Source organism: Melissospora conviva (assembly GCF_049523535.1).
Lineage (GTDB): Bacteria > Actinomycetota > Actinomycetes > Mycobacteriales > Micromonosporaceae > Melissospora > Melissospora conviva.
Genome location: NZ_JBLLDT010000007.1, coordinates 1 through 17,325 on the forward strand (window position 1 = coordinate 1; position 17,325 = coordinate 17,325).

The window sequence follows — 17,325 nt, forward strand, 5'->3', positions numbered from 1 at the left end:
GCCGGTGGTCGCCCGCCGGCCGAGGCCGGGCGGCGCGGCCCGCATCGCGGGCCGCCTTGATTCTTAAGAGGACTATTGGGCAACTTCGTGCGGCCGCCCGTGGTTCCGGCTGAACTCGATAACCGCCAGGGCCTTGTCGTCGTGGCGCTTACTCCTGGGCCACCGCCGCCCATCCGGGTCGCCGGCCTCGGTGTCGTGCACGAAATCCACGAGGCTACGGGGATCGGTGCGGGCTAGGTCCATCGCTGCCTGCCAGTCTGGCGGCTGGTGGTAGCGCTGCACTCCAGCGGATACCCCATCGGTCATCACGACGACCGCTTCAAACTCGTCTCTGCGCCACTGCGCCCGGACGGCCTGGTGTGCTGCGGCTGGGGCAGCTTCCGCGATCCAGTACCCACCGGGCCGGTTGCGGTGGGCGCGTTCCTCGTCGACAAGCTGCCGCCACTGGTTGCCGTCGCCAAAGCCGAACCCACCGCGTTCGGCGATGCGTTCCCGTTGCTGTCGGGCTACCTGCTTGAGGCGGTCGTCTTCGACGCGGCGAATCCTCCCCTCGCGGGTAAGACCGATGACCGGGCTGTCGCCGAGGACGAGCACGTCTACGGCCTGGTCGTCCCACCGAACGATGCTGACCGTGGTGGAGGGTGCCTGTCCGGGGATCAGCTGATGCCGTTCGGCAACGGCGCTGATGGCGTCGGCAAGCAGCTGCCGAAGGCCGCCGCCCTGGTGCCTCAACCGGTGCGCAATCTCCCGGCCCAGGATTTCGGCAATCCATCCCCCGTCGCGCTCGGCCGCCTCGGGTTGGGAGGCTCCGTCGAGGACCACGACAGCGTGCGGAAGCGTGAAGACCCGGTCCTCACTCGGGCGGTCCGGGCCTGGTCGCTCCGCAGTACGGACGGCTACTGGTGCACTCGCGGCGGACATAGCAGCTCGCTCCTGGTCACCGTTTCGCCGTCATGGTCGCTGATGACGACCATGGAGAACGGCCGGGTGCCGACTTGGGCATAGAGGTCAGAAAGGTTGCGGGCCAGGTAATCGACGGCGCCAGCCGACCCCAGGGCGTGCACACCGGCCACGACAAGGAACAGGCGATCAGAGCCGGGCACGGGCAGACGGCCGACGTGGGCAACGCCGGACCATCGTTGTTCGCCGGCCAGGTCCATCGGTGACTCGTAGACACGCCCTCCGTCGCGCTCACGGATGGTCCACCCGGTGGGCCGGGTGGAGGCTTTCATGCTCGGCCGGGGGTGAGCCCGCCCCAACGAGATCGCGATCATCGATCCGACCACGATCCCCGAAGGTGGTCTCCTGCGCTGCGACTCCGTCATGCGCCGGAGCCTAGTGACGCCACGCCACCAACGCTGGTTGATCTCGCCATCCGCCCGCACCAGTGACGCCGAATTCCAAGTGGCATTAGCCCGGCTGGCTGCCGACGGTGAGGCCGTCGACGCTGGAGCGCAGGAACGCTTCGATGGCGACGTACGCGGTGGGTTGGTCGAGCGCGGAGCGGACCTTGGCAACCTGGTTCTCGCGATAGCACGCGAAGGCTCGCCTAACCGATCGGTACTCGCCTTCCGCCGCAGTCCCCAATTGGACCGGGGCGGGAGGCACCAGCGGATTTCGCTTCCGCCGCAGGGCGAGGGCGTCTACTCGTCCAGCGGTTCGTCGCTCCACCGGAACGACGCCTCACCGCCGCGCACATGGAGGACGAAGTCGGCAACCTGCTGACCATCCGGCTTGACCAACGAAACCATCCGGCAGATCCGATCCTGGATGGCCTCCCAGGCTTCACCGTCCAGGTCACCGTCCGAGTCGACCAGCTCGACCTCGCGTTGGAAGAGCGGTGCCAGGTCCGCGAAGCCCAGTCCCGCCTCGAACTGCCCGGTGGACCAGGGCTGATCGACGCTGTGCACGCGGATTTGGGCGACGATCTCCTCTCCCCGGCGGAGATGCCAGAGCGAAACGTCCTTGTGGTCATCAGACATGGCCGATCCTAAGGGCACGCAGATTCCGAGACCGTTCCGGAGGTTCTTGCGGGGATGCGGTTCGGGTCGCCCTCCTCCGTCGGACAGCTTGGCTGCACAGCCGCCCCTCGTCACGGCAGTTCCAGCTCCCAAGCCTCGAATGGCGGCTCGACTATGTACTCCTGGTCGCAGTAGCGGCGGATGTACTGCGCGGCGCGCCACTCGGCATCATCTGCGTTCGTCACCTGGCCGTGCTCGTCGATGTCAAGCACGCTGGAGAAGATCGTCATGACCTGCTCCAGCGTCGAGCCGAACTGCATCAAAGCAGGCCGGTAGTCAATCCCGTCCAGGAGGTCCAGGCAGAGCGTGCCAACGCATCGGCGGTGCCCCTGCCTTCAAAGATCAAGACTGAGGTCAGCTGGCGTCGGTGGCTGTCGTTGACCTGCTCGTCGTGTCGTCGTCGGCCTTCCTGCGTCTGCGGGCCGTCTGCCGGTGTCGTTACTGATTCACACGCCGACGCGCGGGGTGGGGTGTGGGTTGCTGGCCGGCTGACTTTCCGCCCCGGCCCCATCGGGGCCGGGGCGGCGGCTCCGGAGGAGCCGGTTGCCGCGCCCCGCCCCGCGCCGCGCGGAGCGCGCTTGATCTCAGTACAGAACAATTCGGCAACGCGTCCCCGTGAGCCCAGCAGGGAAGGCCAGACAGAACGACGGGTGACCGGTCCCGCTTCACCCCTGCGACCGCAAGGCCCAGGTCACCAGGAGATGCGGGGCAGTGTGCAGACACAAGCAGCCAGCAAGCCCCGGCAGGCAGGCTGCGAGAGTGCGATTGCGCTGGACACTGCCTCTCCGCCGCGCCCTACCTCTTCTTCACCTCATACCTCAGCCCACCAGGGTTTCCGCCACATCTCTCATGCTGCCGACTACCGCGTCGGCCCTGGCGGCCTCGAACTGCCGGTGCTTGTGGGGCTTGTTGGCGTAGCCGATGACCGGCACCCCGGCCGCTGCGGCGCCCTCAATGTCCGACAGGGAATCTCCGACCAGCACACACCTGCCAGGATCAGCGGCAAGTGCCGACACGGCCGACAGGATCACGTCTGGACTCGGCTTCATCTGCTCCGGCTCGGCATGGGCGCGCCCAAAGACCGCGGCGACGTGGCCGGCCAATCGGTGAGCGGCAAGGTAGCTCGCGATCGCCGGAGCGGAGTTGTTGCTGACGATCGCCACCGGCATTCCGGCCTGCTTCGCGGCAACGATGACCTCCCGGCCGTACGGCGTCGGCTCCGAGCTGGCTGCGGCGCGCAGCTCCGCGGCGCACAACGCATCTTCCATGGCGACCACAACCGACGGCTCACCGTTGCTGCCTGCCCAGCGCAGCACTTCCAACGGGTCCGTCTCCTGCGCCACCTCGGCCGGCACGTCGACATCCAAGCGGTGAAGCAGCTCGACCAGCTCGGCGGCGATACGCGGTGCCGGGTAGCCGGCAAAGATGTCGCAGACCGGGCCGTCGAAGTCCAAAAGCAGGGCCGTGCTCCTGGCGAGGAGCTCCCCAAGCCGGGTGTTCATCTGTCGTACCGGTAGGCGATGGTCGTCCAGATCGAGTCGAACCACTGCCGGGACGCCTCGATGAACTGATTGCCGTGTGAGGCGTCGTCATCGGTCACGGCGTAGTGGAACAGCGGCACGTCCTTGCCCATCAGGTCGTAGATCGCTGTGGGCTCGCCCTTGATCGTCACGGTTCGCTCGACGGCGGGATAGAAGCCGAAAAAGACTTCCTCCCGGTTGAGCAGGTAGAGCTTGAATTGCGGTGACGTGCGGTGCATCCGCACCTCGACGCTGGCGGCCGGCACCAAGCCGAGGTCGGCCAGCTCGGTGACCTGGTCAATGATGCCTTCCACCGCTCGCCGGGTGATGCGGTCCGCCCGGTCCCGCACGGCCGGGTCATCGGCTTGGGTCTCGGCACGGGCCGGAAGCGCCATCGGCGCCGCCGTGTCCGACACCAACACGCGGATTGCGATCGACTCCGGAGCGAGTCGGCCGGCGCGAACCTTGTCCAGCACCTCGGCCAGGGCATCGCGCAGCGTCTCGCCGGAGAAGCCGGCGAAGTCGATGGTGACGTGCGGCCGCTCGAACGCGGCTTCGATGTGCGGGCGCAGCTCCACGGGCCGCTGCGTCTGAGCGCGGACGAACGCACCACTTCCCTGTCGGGTGATGATCAGCCGCTCTGAGCGTAGGGATTCCAGTGCGCGCTTGACGGTCTCCCTGGCCACTCCGTAGCGGGCGGCCATCTCGGGTTGCGACGGCAGTTTGTCGCCCGGCGCCAACCGGCGCGTGAGGATCGCCGCGCGGATCTTGTTCGCGATCTGCTGGGACGCCTGCTTGGGGTCGTCCGGGTCAAGTTCGCCCAGGTAGTCCAGCTTGTCAGCCACCCATCCAGGCTACATCTGGCTAGCCAAGCAAGGAAAGTTCCGTCCTTGTGGTTGACTTGGCTAGCCAAGCTGGCCTAATCTTCATCTGCGCCTACATGGCTAGTACGGCAGCCACCGACGCCGCTGTGGGCGGGGTGGACGCGAGGCGGCCGTGCGCTTCGCGCGCCGCTCGGCGCTGCCCAGCAGCACGGCGCCGGCGGCGCGCGATCCCGCCTGTGGGCGGCACAACGGCGTGCCGCCCACAGGCGGGATCGCGCATTGATCTGCCGGTTCGGTCGGGCGCGAGTCCGGTCGGCTCCGGCGCTGGCATCACGAGTTGGTCCTGCTGCCGTACTCGCCGCTCGGCTGCGGTGGCAGGGCCGGGTGGTCCTGCCGACACCCGCACGGCAGGACCACCCATCCATCTGGCACCTGAACGAGAAAGGCGGAACCGATGCGCAACCTGCTCCGACGGATCTTTCTCCGCTCCGAGGGCAACCGACCAGGACCACTCGAAGACCTCGCCCAGCACGCCGACGCCTGGTCACCACACGCCAGCCGGTGGGCCGAGAGCGGCCCAGCGGTCGGGCACGTGCCGGCGGCGGACACCCGTAAGCCGCCGCGTCTGCCACTGCTGCCCTGGCAGGTACGCCACCGGCGCTTCTCACCGACCCGCTGGGGACGGCAGGGCGTCGACCCGGCAGAGGTGGACGCCTTCCTCCAGCGGATCGCCGACGACCTCACCACCATGTACGCCCAACTCGCCAACAGCCGCGACGAAACCCTGCGAATCAAAGACGCCCTGCGCGACTGGCAGAGCCGCCAAGCCCGCAACACCTACGAATACGCACGCCGATGACCGACCCAAACACCCGCTGGGTAATCCACCTCCCCGTCACCGCAACAGACCTACCGCGAGCCCGCATCCTCGCCCGTACCGCAGCCCGCGCCCTGTCATTCCTGGCCGAACTCGACCCCGGCGAAACAACCGTCTCCGCCGAAGACACCCAGAGCGAACACCACCGCGCCTTCTGCGACCAACTACTCCCCGGCGGCCGACGCTGCATCCTCCGCGCCGAACACCTCCACCCCTGCACCGACCGCCCACCACGCCCAGCCCACAACGGCCGCCCATACGGCACCCCGCGCCACCGCTGACCGCCCTCAAAGCAATTGAGACAGCCCATCGCGTCGCAGATCTGATGCTTCCCCGGGTTTCGGAGCCGTGTTGGTTGGCGTCAGGCCACGGATAGGTTGGCCGGGTGGAGCCTCTGTCTGTTGAGGATGGTCGGGCAGGATGCCGGGCATGCAGGTGATCACGGCTGCCCGGGCCGGAAGCGTCATCGGTGCCGCCGTGTCCGACACCAGCACGCGGATTGCGATCGACTCCGGAGCAAGTCGGCCGGCACGGACTTTGTCCAGCACCTCGGCCAGAGCATCGCGCAACGTCTCGCCGGAGAAGCCAGCGAAGTCGATGGTGACGCGGCCGCTCGAACGCGGCTTCGATGTGCGGGCGCAGGCACAAGACGCTACGGGTCACCCTGGAGACGTACGTGCACTGGTGGTTCAAGCGGGACCGGCCGCGTGGCCTCGTCGGAAAGGCTCTCCAGGCGGCTGCAGCCAAGCCGAATCAGGGCGCCATCCCGTTTCAAGATCAAAAGCTAGCTTGTACTGACGATGTACCAGTTGATCACGCGGGAGGAAGAATGCCCGGTAGGGGCGCGTAGTGAGTGGAGCCGAGGGGACTCGAACCCCTAACCCCTGCCTTGCAAAGGCAGTGCTCTGCCAGTTGAGCTACGGCCCCTCAAGCGGACGGAGCCGCCGGGTTCTGACAGTGTGACGCGAGGGCGTCGGAGGTGAACGTCTAGCGCAGGTCGGGGGCGCTGGTCGCCTCGGTCCAGAGGGCGCGCTCGTCGTTCGACTCTTTGACCTTCTTGGCGATGACGGCAGCGACACCGAGCACGCCGGCCACGATCAGAATCTTCTTGAACATCGGGCTACCCCTAGCGCTCGACGACCGCCGGATGGTGCGTGAAGTGGGGCTAGCTGGAATCGAACCAGCGACCTCAGAGTTATCAGCTCTGCGCTCTAACCGACTGAGCTATAGCCCCCTGCGACGGCGCTTACGGTATCGCACCGCCCGAGCCGGTCCCAAATCGGGGTCCGGATCTTGCCGTCTGCCGTCCTCGCCGACGACCTTACCCCCGGCGAGAGCACCGGGGCGACCGTGTTTCGTACGGCCGCCCCGGTGGCCTCGACGTCGCTAGTCGCGCTCCGCGAGGGTCAGCTCGACACCGCCGACCAGGTCGGCGCAGACGTTGTAGACGAACGCGCTGAGCGTGGCGAGGGCGGTGAAGAGCACCACGTTGATCAGGCCGACCAGCGCCGAGGTGCCGATGACGCCGGTGGCGGTGATCGCGAAGCCGCCGCCACTACCGTTGTTGAGAGTGTCGGCCACGGTCGAGTTGACGCTCTCGAAGACGCCCATCGCGTCAAGTGCCAGGTAGAGCACCGACGTTGCCACGATGATCACGAAGAAGAGAACCAGCGAGACCGCGAAGGCGAACTTCATGACCGACCAGGGGTCGATCCGCTTGAGGTTCAGCCGGGCCCGGCGCGGGCCGCGGCCGGCCGCCGAGCCGACCGAGTTGCGGGCCGCGCGGACGGCCTCGGTCACCCGGGCCGCGCCGACCGCAGACGGCGCCGACCCCCCGGAGGAGGGCACGCCCTGCGGCAGTCCGCCGCCGGCGACACCGAAGCGGGTCCCTTCGAACCGGCTGCCGGCCGAACCGACACCCGCCTGGGTGGTGTCCCGCGTCGGCACCGAGGTGCCGGCGGTGGGGCGAGCCGGGGCCGGGGTCGTACCGGCTGAGGGCGCTGCCACGGTCTTCTCGGTCTCCTTCGACGGCTCCCCGGACTGGTCGCTGGGACGGTCCGGCGGCGGTGCCATGCCGGGAGCGCGGGTGAACTTGGGGGCCGGCGCCTCGCCGGGCACCGTGGCACGACCGACGGCCGCCTGCCCGGTCGCGGCGTTACCACCGTCGGCAGAGCTGTCGCCCTGCCCGGAAGCCGCGCCGGGGCTCACGCCCGGCGCCTTGTCAGCGCTGCGCGTGGCGTCGTCGTCCGGCTTGGCCGGGGCCCCCGCGTTCCCCGACTTCGCCTGGGTCTCCGTCATCAACTAGTCCTGTTCGTCAGGCTCGTCGGCATTGCGAGCAATCGCCACGATGGTCACACCCTCTGGGAGGTCCATGAGTTTGACCCCCATTGTGTTCCGATCCCGGGTCCGCCGTACAGGCTCGACGGGCGTGCGGATGACTCCGCCGTTGCTGGTGATGGCGAAGAGCTCGTCGTCCGGGCTCACCACCACGGCGCCGACCAGGCCACCACGGCGCTCCGTGATCTTCGCAGTCAGTACGCCTTTACCTCCCCGGCCCTGGACCGGGTATTCCTCGATAGGGGTCCGTTTTGCGTATCCGCCGTTGGTGGCGACCAGAACGTCCAGGCCCTCCTGGACGACCTCCATGGCGAGCAGTTCGTCGGCCTCGCTGAAGCGCATGCCGATGACGCCGGAGGTTGCCCGCCCCATCGGGCGCAGCGCCTCGTCGGTGGCGTTGAAGCGGATCGCCTGGGCGTTCTTGGAGACCAGCAGGAGATCGTTCTCCGGTGCCGCCAGCACGGCGCCCACCAGCTCGTCGCCCTCGCGCAGGTTGATCGCGATGACGCCGCCCGAACGGTTGGAGTCGAACTCTTCCAGGCGCGTCTTCTTCACCAGGCCGTTCTTCGTCGCCAGCACCAGGTACGGCGCGACCTGGTAGTCCGGGATCTGGATGATCTGCGCGATCCGCTCCTCCGGCTGGAACGCCAGGAGGTTGGCCACGTGCTGACCCTTGGCCACCCTACTTGCCTCAGGCAACTCGTACGCCTTGGCCCGGTAGACGCGTCCCTTGTTCGTGAAGAACAGGATCCAGTCGTGGGTGGAGCAGATGAAGAAGTTGCTGACGATGTCGTCCTGGCGCAGCGTGGCGCCGCTGACGCCCTTGCCGCCGCGACGCTGCGAGCGGTAGAGGTCGACCTTGGTCCGCTTGGCGTACCCGGTGCGGGTGATGGTGACGACCACGTCCTCGCGGGCGATCAGGTCCTCCATCGAGACGTCGCCCTCGAACGGCACGATCTTGGTACGCCGCTCGTCGCCCCAGCGGGCCACGATCTCGCCGAGCTCCTCGGAGATGATCTGCCGCTGCCGCTCCGGCTTGGCCAGGATGTCCTTGTAGTCGGCGATCTCGAGCTCGAGCTTGGCCAGCTCGTCGAGGAGCTTCTGCCGCTCCAGCGCCGCCAGGCGCCGCAGCTGCATGTCCAGGATCGCGGTCGCCTGGATCTCGTCGATCTCCAGCAGCCGGATCAGGCCCTGCCGGGCGTCCTCGACGGTCGGCGAGCGCCGGATCAGGGCGATCACGTCGTCGAGCGCGTCGAGCGCCTTGCCCAGACCGCGCAGGATGTGGGCGCGCTCCTCGGCCTTGCGCAGCCGGAACGCGGTCCGCCGGCGGATCACCTCGAGCTGGTGCTCGACGTAGTACCGGATGAACTGGGCCAGGTTGAGCGTGCGCGGCACCCCGTCGACCAGGGCCAGCATGTTGGCGCCGAAGGTCTCCTGCAGCTGAGTGTGCTTGTAGAGGTTGTTGAGCACCACCTTGGCGACCGCGTCGCGCTTGAGCACGATCACCAACCGCATACCGGTACGCCCGGAGGACTCCTCGCGGATGTCGGCGATGCCGGCGAGCTTGCCCTCCTTGATCAGCTCGGCGATCCGCTCGGCCAGGTTGTCCGGGTTCACCTGGTACGGCATCTCGGTCACGACCAGCGAGGTACGCCCCTTGGCGTCCTCCTCGACCTCGATCACCGCGCGCATCCGGATCGAGCCACGGCCGGTCCGGTACGCGTCCTGGATGGCCTGGGTGCCGACGATCAGACCGTAGGTCGGGAAGTCGGGGCCCTTGACGATCTCCATCAGCGCGTCGAGGGTGGTCGCCTCGTCGACGTCCGGGTTCTCCAGGCACCACTGCACGGCCGCCGCGATCTCCCGCAGGTTGTGCGGCGGGATCTTGGTGGCCATGCCGACGGCGATGCCCTCGGAGCCGTTGACGAGCAGGTTCGGAATCCGCGACGGCAGGATGCTGGGCTCCTTGGCCCGGCCGTCGTAGTTGTCCTGCATGTCGACGGTGTCCTCGTCGATGTCACGCAGCATCTCCATGGCGAGCGGGTCGAGCTTGCACTCGGTGTACCGCATCGCCGCCGCCGGGTCGTTGCCCGGCGAGCCGAAGTTGCCGTTGCCGTCGATCAGCGGGTAGCGCAGCGACCAGGGCTGCGCCATCCGGACGAGGGCGTCGTAGATCGCCGAGTCGCCGTGCGGGTGGAACTGGCCCATCACGTCGCCGACGACCCGCGAACACTTCACGTAGCCGCGGTCCGGGCGGTAGCCGGAGTCGAACATCGCGTAGAGGATCTTGCGGTGCACCGGCTTGAGGCCGTCCCGCACGTCCGGCAGCGCCCGGCCCACGATGACGCTCATCGCGTAGTCGAGGTACGAACGCTGCATCTCGACTTCGAGCCCGACCGGTTCGACCCGGTCGTGCGTGACGACCGCGGCGATTTCCTCGGGGACCTCAGGATCGTTGGGGGAGGTGCCGGGTGTATCGGTCACTGTTAACCCTTATCAGACTCAACGCCGCTTCTCGGCTGTGGATAACGGCTGTGGAAAGCGCTGTAGCTGTGGATAACTCTGTGGAAATCGCGACCACGCGACCGCCGTCAGATGTCCAGGAAGCGGACGTCCTTGGCGTTGCGCTGGATGAACGAGCGACGTGCCTCCACGTCCTCGCCCATCAGCACGCTGAAGAGCTCGTCCGCGGTTGCCGCGTCGTCCAGGGTGACCCGGCGCAGCGTGCGGCTGCCCGGGTTCATGGTCGTCTCCCACAGCTCGGGGTAGTTCATCTCCCCGAGGCCCTTGAAGCGCTGGATGTCGTCCGGCTTGGCGTTCGGCTTCTTCAGCTGCCGCAGGGCGATCAGGCCGTCGCGCTCCCGGTCGGAGTACGCGTACTGGGCGTCGTCGCCCTTCCGGTTCCACTTGATCTTGTAAAGCGGCGGGGCGGCCAGGTAGACGTGGCCGAGCTCCACCAGCGGACGCATGAAGCGGAAGAGCAGCGTCAGCAGCAGCGTCTGGATGTGCTGGCCGTCGACGTCGGCGTCGGCCATCAGCACGACCTTGTGGTAGCGCAGCTTCTCGATGTCGAAGTCGTCGTGGATGCCGGTGCCGAGCGCGGTGATCAGCGCCTGCACCTCGGCGTTCTTCAGCACCCGGTCGATGCGGGCCTTCTCGACGTTGAGGATCTTGCCGCGGATCGGCAGGATCGCCTGGGTCCGCGGGTCGCGCCCCTGCTTCGCCGAACCGCCGGCGGAGTCACCCTCGACGATGAAGACCTCGGACTCGCGCGGGTCGGTCGACTGGCAGTCGGCCAGCTTGCCCGGCATCGAACCGGACTCCAGCAGCGACTTGCGCCGGGCCAGCTTGCGCGCCTGCTGGGCGGCGATCCGCGCCCGGGCCGCCTGGCTCGCCTTCGTGATGATCTGCTTCGCCTCGGCCGGGTTGCGGTCGAACCAGTCGATCAGCCACTCGTTGCAGACCCGCTGCACGAAGCTCTTCACCGGGGTGTTGCCGAGCTTGGTCTTGGTCTGCCCCTCGAACTGCGGGTTGGCCAGCTTCACGGAGATGATCGCGGCCAGCCCTTCCCGGATGTCCTCGCCGGAGAGCTTCTCGTCGTGCTTGAGGAGCTTCTTGTCGGCGCCGTACCGGTTGACGACACCGGTCAGCGCGGCGCGGAAGCCCTCCTCGTGGGTGCCGCCCTCGATCGTGTTGATCGTGTTCGCGAAGGTGTAGACCGACTCGCCGTACGACTCGTTCCACTGCATCGCGATCTCGACGGACATCCCCTCCTCCTCGGAACCGAACTCGACCACGCTCTTGTGGATCGGGTTCTTCGAGGCGTTGAGGTGCCGGACGAAGTCGGCGATGCCGCCCTCGTAGCAGAACGTCACCTCACGCGGCTCGCCGTCGTCCTCCTGGACCCGCTCGTCCCGCAGCACGATCTTGAGGCCGCGGTTGAGGAAGGCGTACTCCTGGATCCGGCGGTAGATCGTCTGGAAGTCGAAGTCGACCGTCTCGAAGATCTCCGGGTCCGGCCAGAACGAGACCATCGACCCGGTGCGGTCGGTCGGCTCGCCCTTCTCCAGCGTCCCGGGCTTGGAGTAGTCGTAGCGCTGCCGCCAGACGAAGCCGTCCTTGTGGATCTCGACCGCCATCCGGGTCGAGAGGGCGTTGACCACGGAGACGCCGACGCCGTGCAGACCACCGGAGACCGCGTACGCCTTGCCGTCGAACTTGCCGCCGGCGTGCAGCACGGTCAGCGCGACCTCGACACCCGGCTTCTTGAGCTTGGGGTGCAGGTCAACCGGGAATCCGCGGCCGTTGTCGGTGACCTGGACACCGCCGTCGGCGAGGAGCACCACCCGGATGGTGTCGCAGTGACCGGCCAGGGCCTCATCGACGGCGTTGTCGACGACCTCCCAGACCAGGTGGTGCAGACCCCGTTCACCGGTCGAGCCGATGTACATACCGGGGCGCTTGCGTACCGCCTCCAGACCTTCAAGAACGGTAATCGAACCGGCGCCGTACTCCTGGTTGTTCTGCCCTGCCACCCTCGGCCACTTTCTCGCGTCTCTCAAGGCGCGCGTGAAGCGCGCCGGGCGCGGGTTCGGCGGGACGGTCCGCGACGTCGGCAGAGGGGCTGCCACCAGCGGCTTTCCCGCCGGTGCGGCACTTCTGCCGGGCGCCGCGGTCGCCCGCGGATCGCATTCGGCTTGGACCCGGCCCGAACACTGGACCCGGGCGTTGCCGCCCGTGTCGTCGTTCGATGTCGAATCTTCAGTCTCTGCGGTCAATCCTACTGTGCCGGGACGACCAAACTGCCACTCGGCACCCCATCTGCCGGGTCTCAGACGTTCGTAGCGGCCCGAACCGCTCTCCCCGCGAGTCCCCCTACACGAGCCGAGGGCTTCCCGTACCTTTCCGGTCCCGGACGGGTCACTGCCCGCAACCGCTGCCGCCAGACCCGACATGGACTTTCGTTAACCGGTACGGTGCCGTAGTTTGTCGCCCGCCGTCCGGTCCGGCCAAGATCAGGTGCTGGCGCGCCTCGGTTCCCCCGGCTCGGCAGCGGGCGGCCCGCCTCGGGCTCAGCCGGCTCGGCACACCGGACGATCGACCGCACCCGGTTCGACAACACCAGGAGAGGTGACCTGCGATGGGGCTGGACAATGTCGCCGTACGCTGGCCGCGCACCGGCGAGCGCTATGAACCGGTCCCGCCGGAGGAGTTCGCCGACTTCGACGAGATCGCCCAGATGCCGACGGTGCCGCCGGCCACCGCCGCCCTTGCCGTGGCGATCGCCCGCAGCTCGACCGTGCGGGCCACCCCCTACAGCCGCCTGGTCGACCTGCTTCTCGGCCTGGAGAACGTGCTGCACGCCACCGATGCCGACGCCGACGCCGAAGACCCGGTGATCGACCCGGACGGCTGCGGCTGGATCGCCGACGGGCTCGAACGCTTCGCCGTCGCCCACCGCGCCCACGGCGAGATCGTCACCTTCGACTCGGTCGGGGAGGTGCTGCGCGCATCGCTCGCCGACGGACGCCTCGCCGAGCAGCAGTTGCGCTGGCTCGACGCGCGGCTGCACGCCCTGCGCGACGCCGTCGGCAACCCGCCCGGCTGGAACTTCGCCCGCACCGAGATCAGCGTCCTGGGCGCCTTCTACCGCCGCTGCGCCGACTCCGGCTTCGCCGTCTACGCCAGCCGACCGTCCGCGTAACCCTCCGCGAGCCGGCTGCGGCGGGCCGGGCGGATCGGGTCAGCCGTACGTGTCGCGGGGGCCGCGGCCGCGTACCCGGCGTGGGCCGCGCGACCAGGACGGCGCCGCCGGGCCGTGGATGTTGAGCCGGGTGACCACGTTGTGCCCGACCTCGCGGGCGATCTTCTGCAGCAGGGCGGCGCTGAGCAGCCGCAGCTGGGTGGCCCAGGCGGTCGACTCCGCCTCGACGGTCAGCACGCCCTCCTCCAGCTTCACCGGGCGGCTGTGCGTGGCGATCTCCGCGCCGACCACCCGTCCCCAGGCGCCGAAGACCGTCGCCTCCGCCGTCGGCTGCTGCCAGCCCCGGGCCTTGACGATGCGGGCCAGCACGGCACCGAGCAGTTGCGGGTCGCGCGGATCCGGTCCCGGCCCGGAGTAGCCGCGCAGACGGCGCTCACCGCCCTCGCCGCCACCGCGCGTCGTACGCCGTCGCGGTGCGGCTGCCTGGCGGCGTGCCTTGGCCGCGTCCAGTACCGCCCGGGCCAGCTCCGGCCCCGCCTGGTTCCCGTCGGCAGTCGCCCCGGCTGCGGCAGCTCCGGCCTCGGGTGAACCTGGCGCCGGCGATCCTGGCGCGGATCCGCCCCGCCCGGACGAATCCGCGGCGGCCGCATTCCCTACGGAGGCGCCTGTCCTGGAGGCGCTTGGTGCCGGGCCGCCCCGGGTCGTCCGGTCGGCGGCTGCGCCGGGGGTGTCGGCGTCGCGGCGCGGGCGCCGCGCCCCGGTGGCGTCATTCGACACGGGTCACCGTCCCCTGCTCCACCTGGTAGCGGGTGCCGCGCAACGCCACCGGCAGGTCGTCGTCGACGGCACAGGTCACCAGCAACTGTGCCGCCCCGCCGACGAGCTCCGCCAGCCGCTCGCGCCGGCCGGCGTCCAGCTCGGCGAAGACGTCGTCCAGGGCCAGCACCGGCTCGATGCCGTCGGCCCGCAGCAGGTCGTACGCGGCCAGCCGCAACGCCAGGGCGAAGGACCAGCACTCGCCGTGACTGGCGTACCCCTTGGCGGGCAGCGGACCGAGGGTGAGGGTCAAGTCGTCGCGGTGCGGGCCGACCAGGGTGGTGCCCCGGTCGATCTCCGCGCTGCGCGACTGGGTCAGCGCCGCCGCCAGGCCCGCTTCCAGCGCCGCCCGGTCGCCGCCGACCGGCTCCAGCTCGAACGAGGGCCGGTAGGCGATCCCCGCCGCCCCCTGCCCGGCAGCCACCGCGTCGTACGCCTTGGCGACGTGCGGCGTCAGGGCCGTCACCAGCTCCAGTCGCCCGGCGAGCAGCTCGGCGCCGTACCGGGCCAGCTGGGCGTCCCAGACGTCCAGGGTCGAGAGGTCACCACCGCGCGTGCCGCCGGTGCGGCGCGCCAGGTACGACGTGCGCAGCAGCGCGTTGCGCTGCTTGACCACCCGTTCGTAGTCGGCGCGCACCCCGGCGTAGCGGGGCTGGCGGGTCACCAGCAGCTCGTCGAGGTAGCGGCGCCGCTCAGCCGGGTCGCCGCGGACCAGCTCCAGATCCTCGGGGGCGAAGAGCACCATGCGCAGCGCGCCGAGCACGTCGCGGGCCCGCCGGGCCGGGGAGCGCCCGATCCGTGCCCGGTTCGCCTTGCCGGGCACGATCTCCAGCTCGACCAGGAGCTCCCGGCCCTCGTGGGTCACCGCGCAGCGGATCACCGCCGCCGTGGCGCCCATCCGCACCAGCGGCGCGTCGGTTGCCACCCGGTGGCTGTCGAGGGTCGCGACGTACCCGAGCGCTTCGATCAGGTTGGTCTTGCCGACCCCGTTGGGCCCGACGAAGACGTTCGGGCCGGGTTCGAGCTCCAGCGACACCCGCTCGTAGGAGCGGAAGTCGACCAGTTCGAGCCGGCGAACGTACACGCCGGGGTCAGTGCTTGGTGACGGCGTGGCCGCCGAACTGCTGACGCAGCGCGGCCACCGCCTTCATCGCCGGGGAGTCGTCCTGGCGGGAGGCGAAGCGGGCGAAGAGGGCGGCGGCGATGACGTTCATCGGCACGGCGAGCCGGACCGCCTCGTCGACCGTCCAGCGACCCTCGCCGGTGTCCTCGGCGTAGCCGCGCAGGCTCGCCAGCTCCGGGTCCTCGTCCAGGGCGTGGTCGAGCAGGTCCAGCAGCCAGGAGCGGACCACGGTCCCCTCCCGCCACGACTTGAAGACCCCGGGTACGTCGGTGACGAGCTCGGACTTGGCCAGCAGCTCGTAGCCCTCGGCGTAGGCGTGCATCAGGCCGTACTCGATGCCGTTGTGCACCATCTTGGCGTAGTGCCCGGCGCCGACCGGCCCGGCGTGCACGAAGCCGAACTCACCCGCCGGCTTGAGCGACTCGAAGATCGGCATCAGCCGTGCGACGTGCTCGTCGGAGCCGCCGACCATCAGGGCGTAGCCGTTGTCCCGGCCCCAGACCCCGCCGGAGACACCGGCGTCGAGGTAGCCGATGCCCAGAGCGTCGAGCCGCTCGGCGCGCGGGCCGTCGTCGCTGAAGCGGGAGTTGCCGCCGTCGATGATGAGGTCACCGGGCTCGAGCACCGCGCTGAGGGCCTCGATGGTCTCGTCGGTGACGCCGGCCGGGACCATCACCCAGACGGCGCGCGGCGCGGCGAGCTTCTCGGCCAGCTCCGTGAGGGTGGCGACGTCGCTCACCTCCGCGTTCTGGTCGAAACCGACCACCTCGTGGCCGGCCGTGCGCAACCGCTCGCGCATGTTGCCGCCCATGCGGCCGAGGCCTACGAGACCGAGCTGCATCTGTCTTTCCTCCGTGTCGGGTGGTGGATCAGCGGGTGACCCGGATCGGCATGATCAGGTAGCGGTACCCGGGAATGACCACCCCATCCTCGCCCGCGGGAGAAATCACCGCGGGCTTGAACGCGTCGACGAAAGAGAGCTGCGCGTACGCCGCGCCGAGGTTCTGCAGACCGTCGATCAGGTACTGCGGGTTGAAGCCGATGGTCAGCGCCTCGCCGGTGAAGGTGGCGTCCATCGCCTCGCTGGCGCGCGCCTCCTCGGTGCCCCCGGCTTCGACGACAAGTCCGTCCGCGCTGAAGCTCAGCAGCACCGGGGTGGTCCGCTCGGCGACCAGCGCGACCCGCTTGACCACCTCGATCAGACCGGCGACCGGTACCCGGGCCTCGGCGTTGTGGGTGGCCGGGAAGAGTGAACGCACCGGCGGGTAGTTGGCGCCGTCGAGCAGCCGGCTGGTGGTGCGCCGGGTCCCGCCGGAGAAGCCGATCATGCCTTCGCCGGCGGCCCCCTGGGCGAGGGCCATCGTCACCTCGCCGCCGAGCGGCCCGAGGGCCTTGGCGGTGTCGTTCAGCGTCCGGGCCGGCACCAGGGCGTTCAGGCTGATGTCGGGGTCGTCGGGGCTCCACTGCATCTCGCGCAGTGCCAGCCGGTAGCGGTCGGTGGCGAGCATCGCCAGCGTGCTGCCGGTGAGTTCGATCCGCACGCCGGTCATCATCGGCAGCGTCTCGTCGCGGCCGGCGGCGACCGCGACCTGGGCGACGGCCGAGGCGAACGCGACGGCGTCGATGGTGCCGGCGCTGGCGGGCATCTCCGGCAGGCTCGGGTAGTCCTCGACCGGCATGGTCGGCAACGTGAAGCGGGCGCTGCCGCAGACGAGTTCGAGGCTGGAGCCGACCGCGGCGATGTCCACGGGCTTGGCGGGGAGCGCCTTGGTGATCTCGGCGAGCAGCCGACCGGAGACCAGGGCGGAGCCGTCGGCGTCCCCCTGCACCTCGACGGTGACCTGGCTGGAGACCTCGTAGTCGAAGCCGGAGACGTGCAGGTTGCCCTCGGCGACGCGGAGCATCACCCCGGCGAGCACCGGGATGGAGGGGCGACTGGGCAGGCTCTTGGCCGTCCACGCCACCGCATCGGCGAGCGCGTCGCGTTCTACTCGGAACTTCATGCTTGCCTCCGCCTTGACGTCGACGACAACTCTCTCATGCCGGCGGCCACCTGACCGATCCCCCGGACAGCGTGGGTCACCCTGGAACCTTAGGGCGCGT

At 69.3% G+C, this 17,325-nt stretch carries 17 protein-coding genes, 2 tRNA genes and 1 pseudogene; 3 read left to right on the forward strand and 17 right to left on the reverse strand.

Annotation, left to right across the window (positions count from 1 at the left end; translation table 11 throughout):
• Positions 1–72: 72 nt before the first annotated feature.
• The 6 genes from ACK8GG_RS16205 to ACK8GG_RS16230 all read right to left on the reverse strand — a co-directional run bounded on the left by ACK8GG_RS16205 (position 73) and on the right by ACK8GG_RS16230 (position 4,386).
• Positions 73–822: a protein phosphatase 2C domain-containing protein gene (locus ACK8GG_RS16205; RefSeq protein WP_440356711.1), complete on the reverse strand. Its 750-nt coding sequence runs from the start codon at positions 820–822 to the stop codon at positions 73–75.
• 74 nt (positions 823–896) lie between these two features.
• Positions 897–1,325, reverse strand: coding sequence for a hypothetical protein (locus tag ACK8GG_RS16210; RefSeq protein WP_440356712.1), 429 nt, complete (start codon positions 1,323–1,325; stop codon positions 897–899).
• A gap of 318 nt (positions 1,326–1,643) precedes the next feature.
• The gene (locus tag ACK8GG_RS16215; protein WP_440356713.1) at positions 1,644–1,982 is read right to left on the reverse strand and encodes a hypothetical protein; all 339 of its coding nucleotides are present in this window, start codon (positions 1,980–1,982) and stop codon (positions 1,644–1,646) included.
• 110 nt (positions 1,983–2,092) lie between these two features.
• Positions 2,093–2,320, reverse strand: coding sequence for a DUF7677 family protein (locus ACK8GG_RS16220; protein WP_440356804.1), 228 nt, complete (start codon positions 2,318–2,320; stop codon positions 2,093–2,095).
• A gap of 519 nt (positions 2,321–2,839) precedes the next feature.
• Entirely contained in the window at positions 2,840–3,523 is a 684-nt protein-coding gene (locus ACK8GG_RS16225; RefSeq protein ID WP_440356714.1) for an HAD family hydrolase, read from the reverse strand.
• Positions 3,520–4,386, reverse strand: coding sequence for a GntR family transcriptional regulator (locus tag ACK8GG_RS16230; RefSeq protein WP_440356715.1), 867 nt, complete (start codon positions 4,384–4,386; stop codon positions 3,520–3,522). Before ACK8GG_RS16230 ends, ACK8GG_RS16225 begins: the two co-directional genes overlap by 4 nt.
• A gap of 433 nt (positions 4,387–4,819) precedes the next feature.
• Between ACK8GG_RS16230 and ACK8GG_RS16235 the strand changes: the two genes are divergently transcribed.
• Both ACK8GG_RS16235 and ACK8GG_RS16240 read left to right on the forward strand, forming a co-directional pair.
• On the forward strand, positions 4,820–5,224 hold the full coding sequence (locus ACK8GG_RS16235; RefSeq protein WP_440356716.1) for a DivIVA domain-containing protein: 405 nt from the start codon (positions 4,820–4,822) through the stop codon (positions 5,222–5,224).
• Complete coding sequence (locus ACK8GG_RS16240; protein ID WP_440356717.1) at positions 5,221–5,523, forward strand: hypothetical protein; 303 nt, start codon at positions 5,221–5,223, stop codon at positions 5,521–5,523. Before ACK8GG_RS16235 ends, ACK8GG_RS16240 begins: the two co-directional genes overlap by 4 nt.
• A gap of 165 nt (positions 5,524–5,688) precedes the next feature.
• On the opposite strand, the pseudogene ACK8GG_RS16245 reads toward ACK8GG_RS16240, so the two are convergent.
• The 7 genes and pseudogenes from ACK8GG_RS16245 to gyrB all read right to left on the reverse strand — a co-directional run.
• Positions 5,689–5,887: pseudogene (locus ACK8GG_RS16245) on the reverse strand (GntR family transcriptional regulator); the annotation flags it as partial.
• 209 nt (positions 5,888–6,096) lie between these two features.
• A tRNA-Ala gene (locus ACK8GG_RS16250) sits at positions 6,097–6,169 on the reverse strand.
• 60 nt (positions 6,170–6,229) lie between these two features.
• Positions 6,230–6,358: a DLW-39 family protein gene (locus ACK8GG_RS16255; protein WP_440351307.1), complete on the reverse strand. Its 129-nt coding sequence runs from the start codon at positions 6,356–6,358 to the stop codon at positions 6,230–6,232.
• Positions 6,359–6,402: 44 nt separating this feature from the next.
• A tRNA-Ile gene (locus ACK8GG_RS16260) sits at positions 6,403–6,476 on the reverse strand.
• A 152-nt stretch (positions 6,477–6,628) separates the two neighbouring features.
• Positions 6,629–7,540, reverse strand: a complete 912-nt coding sequence (locus ACK8GG_RS16265; protein ID WP_440356718.1) for a DUF3566 domain-containing protein — start codon at positions 7,538–7,540, stop codon at positions 6,629–6,631.
• Between the two features lie 3 nt (positions 7,541–7,543).
• A complete protein-coding gene (gyrA, locus tag ACK8GG_RS16270) occupies positions 7,544–10,063 on the reverse strand; it encodes a DNA gyrase subunit A (RefSeq protein WP_440356719.1) in 2,520 nt (839 codons plus the stop codon).
• A gap of 107 nt (positions 10,064–10,170) precedes the next feature.
• A complete protein-coding gene (gene gyrB, locus ACK8GG_RS16275; RefSeq protein ID WP_440351304.1) occupies positions 10,171–12,114 on the reverse strand; it encodes a DNA topoisomerase (ATP-hydrolyzing) subunit B in 1,944 nt (647 codons plus the stop codon).
• Between the two features lie 605 nt (positions 12,115–12,719).
• Here gyrB and ACK8GG_RS16280 point away from each other — a divergent pair.
• A complete protein-coding gene (locus ACK8GG_RS16280) occupies positions 12,720–13,283 on the forward strand; it encodes a hypothetical protein (RefSeq protein WP_440356720.1) in 564 nt (187 codons plus the stop codon).
• Between the two features lie 39 nt (positions 13,284–13,322).
• On the opposite strand, the gene ACK8GG_RS16285 is transcribed toward ACK8GG_RS16280, so the two are convergent.
• From ACK8GG_RS16285 to dnaN, 4 genes are read right to left on the reverse strand one after another with little or no spacing between them, the layout of a single operon-like run.
• Complete coding sequence (locus ACK8GG_RS16285; protein WP_440356721.1) at positions 13,323–14,060, reverse strand: DciA family protein; 738 nt, start codon at positions 14,058–14,060, stop codon at positions 13,323–13,325.
• Complete coding sequence (recF, locus tag ACK8GG_RS16290) at positions 14,050–15,183, reverse strand: DNA replication/repair protein RecF (RefSeq protein ID WP_440356722.1); 1,134 nt, start codon at positions 15,181–15,183, stop codon at positions 14,050–14,052. Before recF ends, ACK8GG_RS16285 begins: the two co-directional genes overlap by 11 nt.
• A gap of 7 nt (positions 15,184–15,190) precedes the next feature.
• Positions 15,191–16,063, reverse strand: a complete 873-nt coding sequence (gene gnd / locus ACK8GG_RS16295) for a phosphogluconate dehydrogenase (NAD(+)-dependent, decarboxylating) (RefSeq protein WP_440351300.1) — start codon at positions 16,061–16,063, stop codon at positions 15,191–15,193.
• Between the two features lie 28 nt (positions 16,064–16,091).
• Positions 16,092–17,225, reverse strand: coding sequence for a DNA polymerase III subunit beta (gene dnaN, locus ACK8GG_RS16300; RefSeq protein ID WP_440351299.1), 1,134 nt, complete (start codon positions 17,223–17,225; stop codon positions 16,092–16,094).
• Positions 17,226–17,325: the final 100 nt, after the last annotated feature.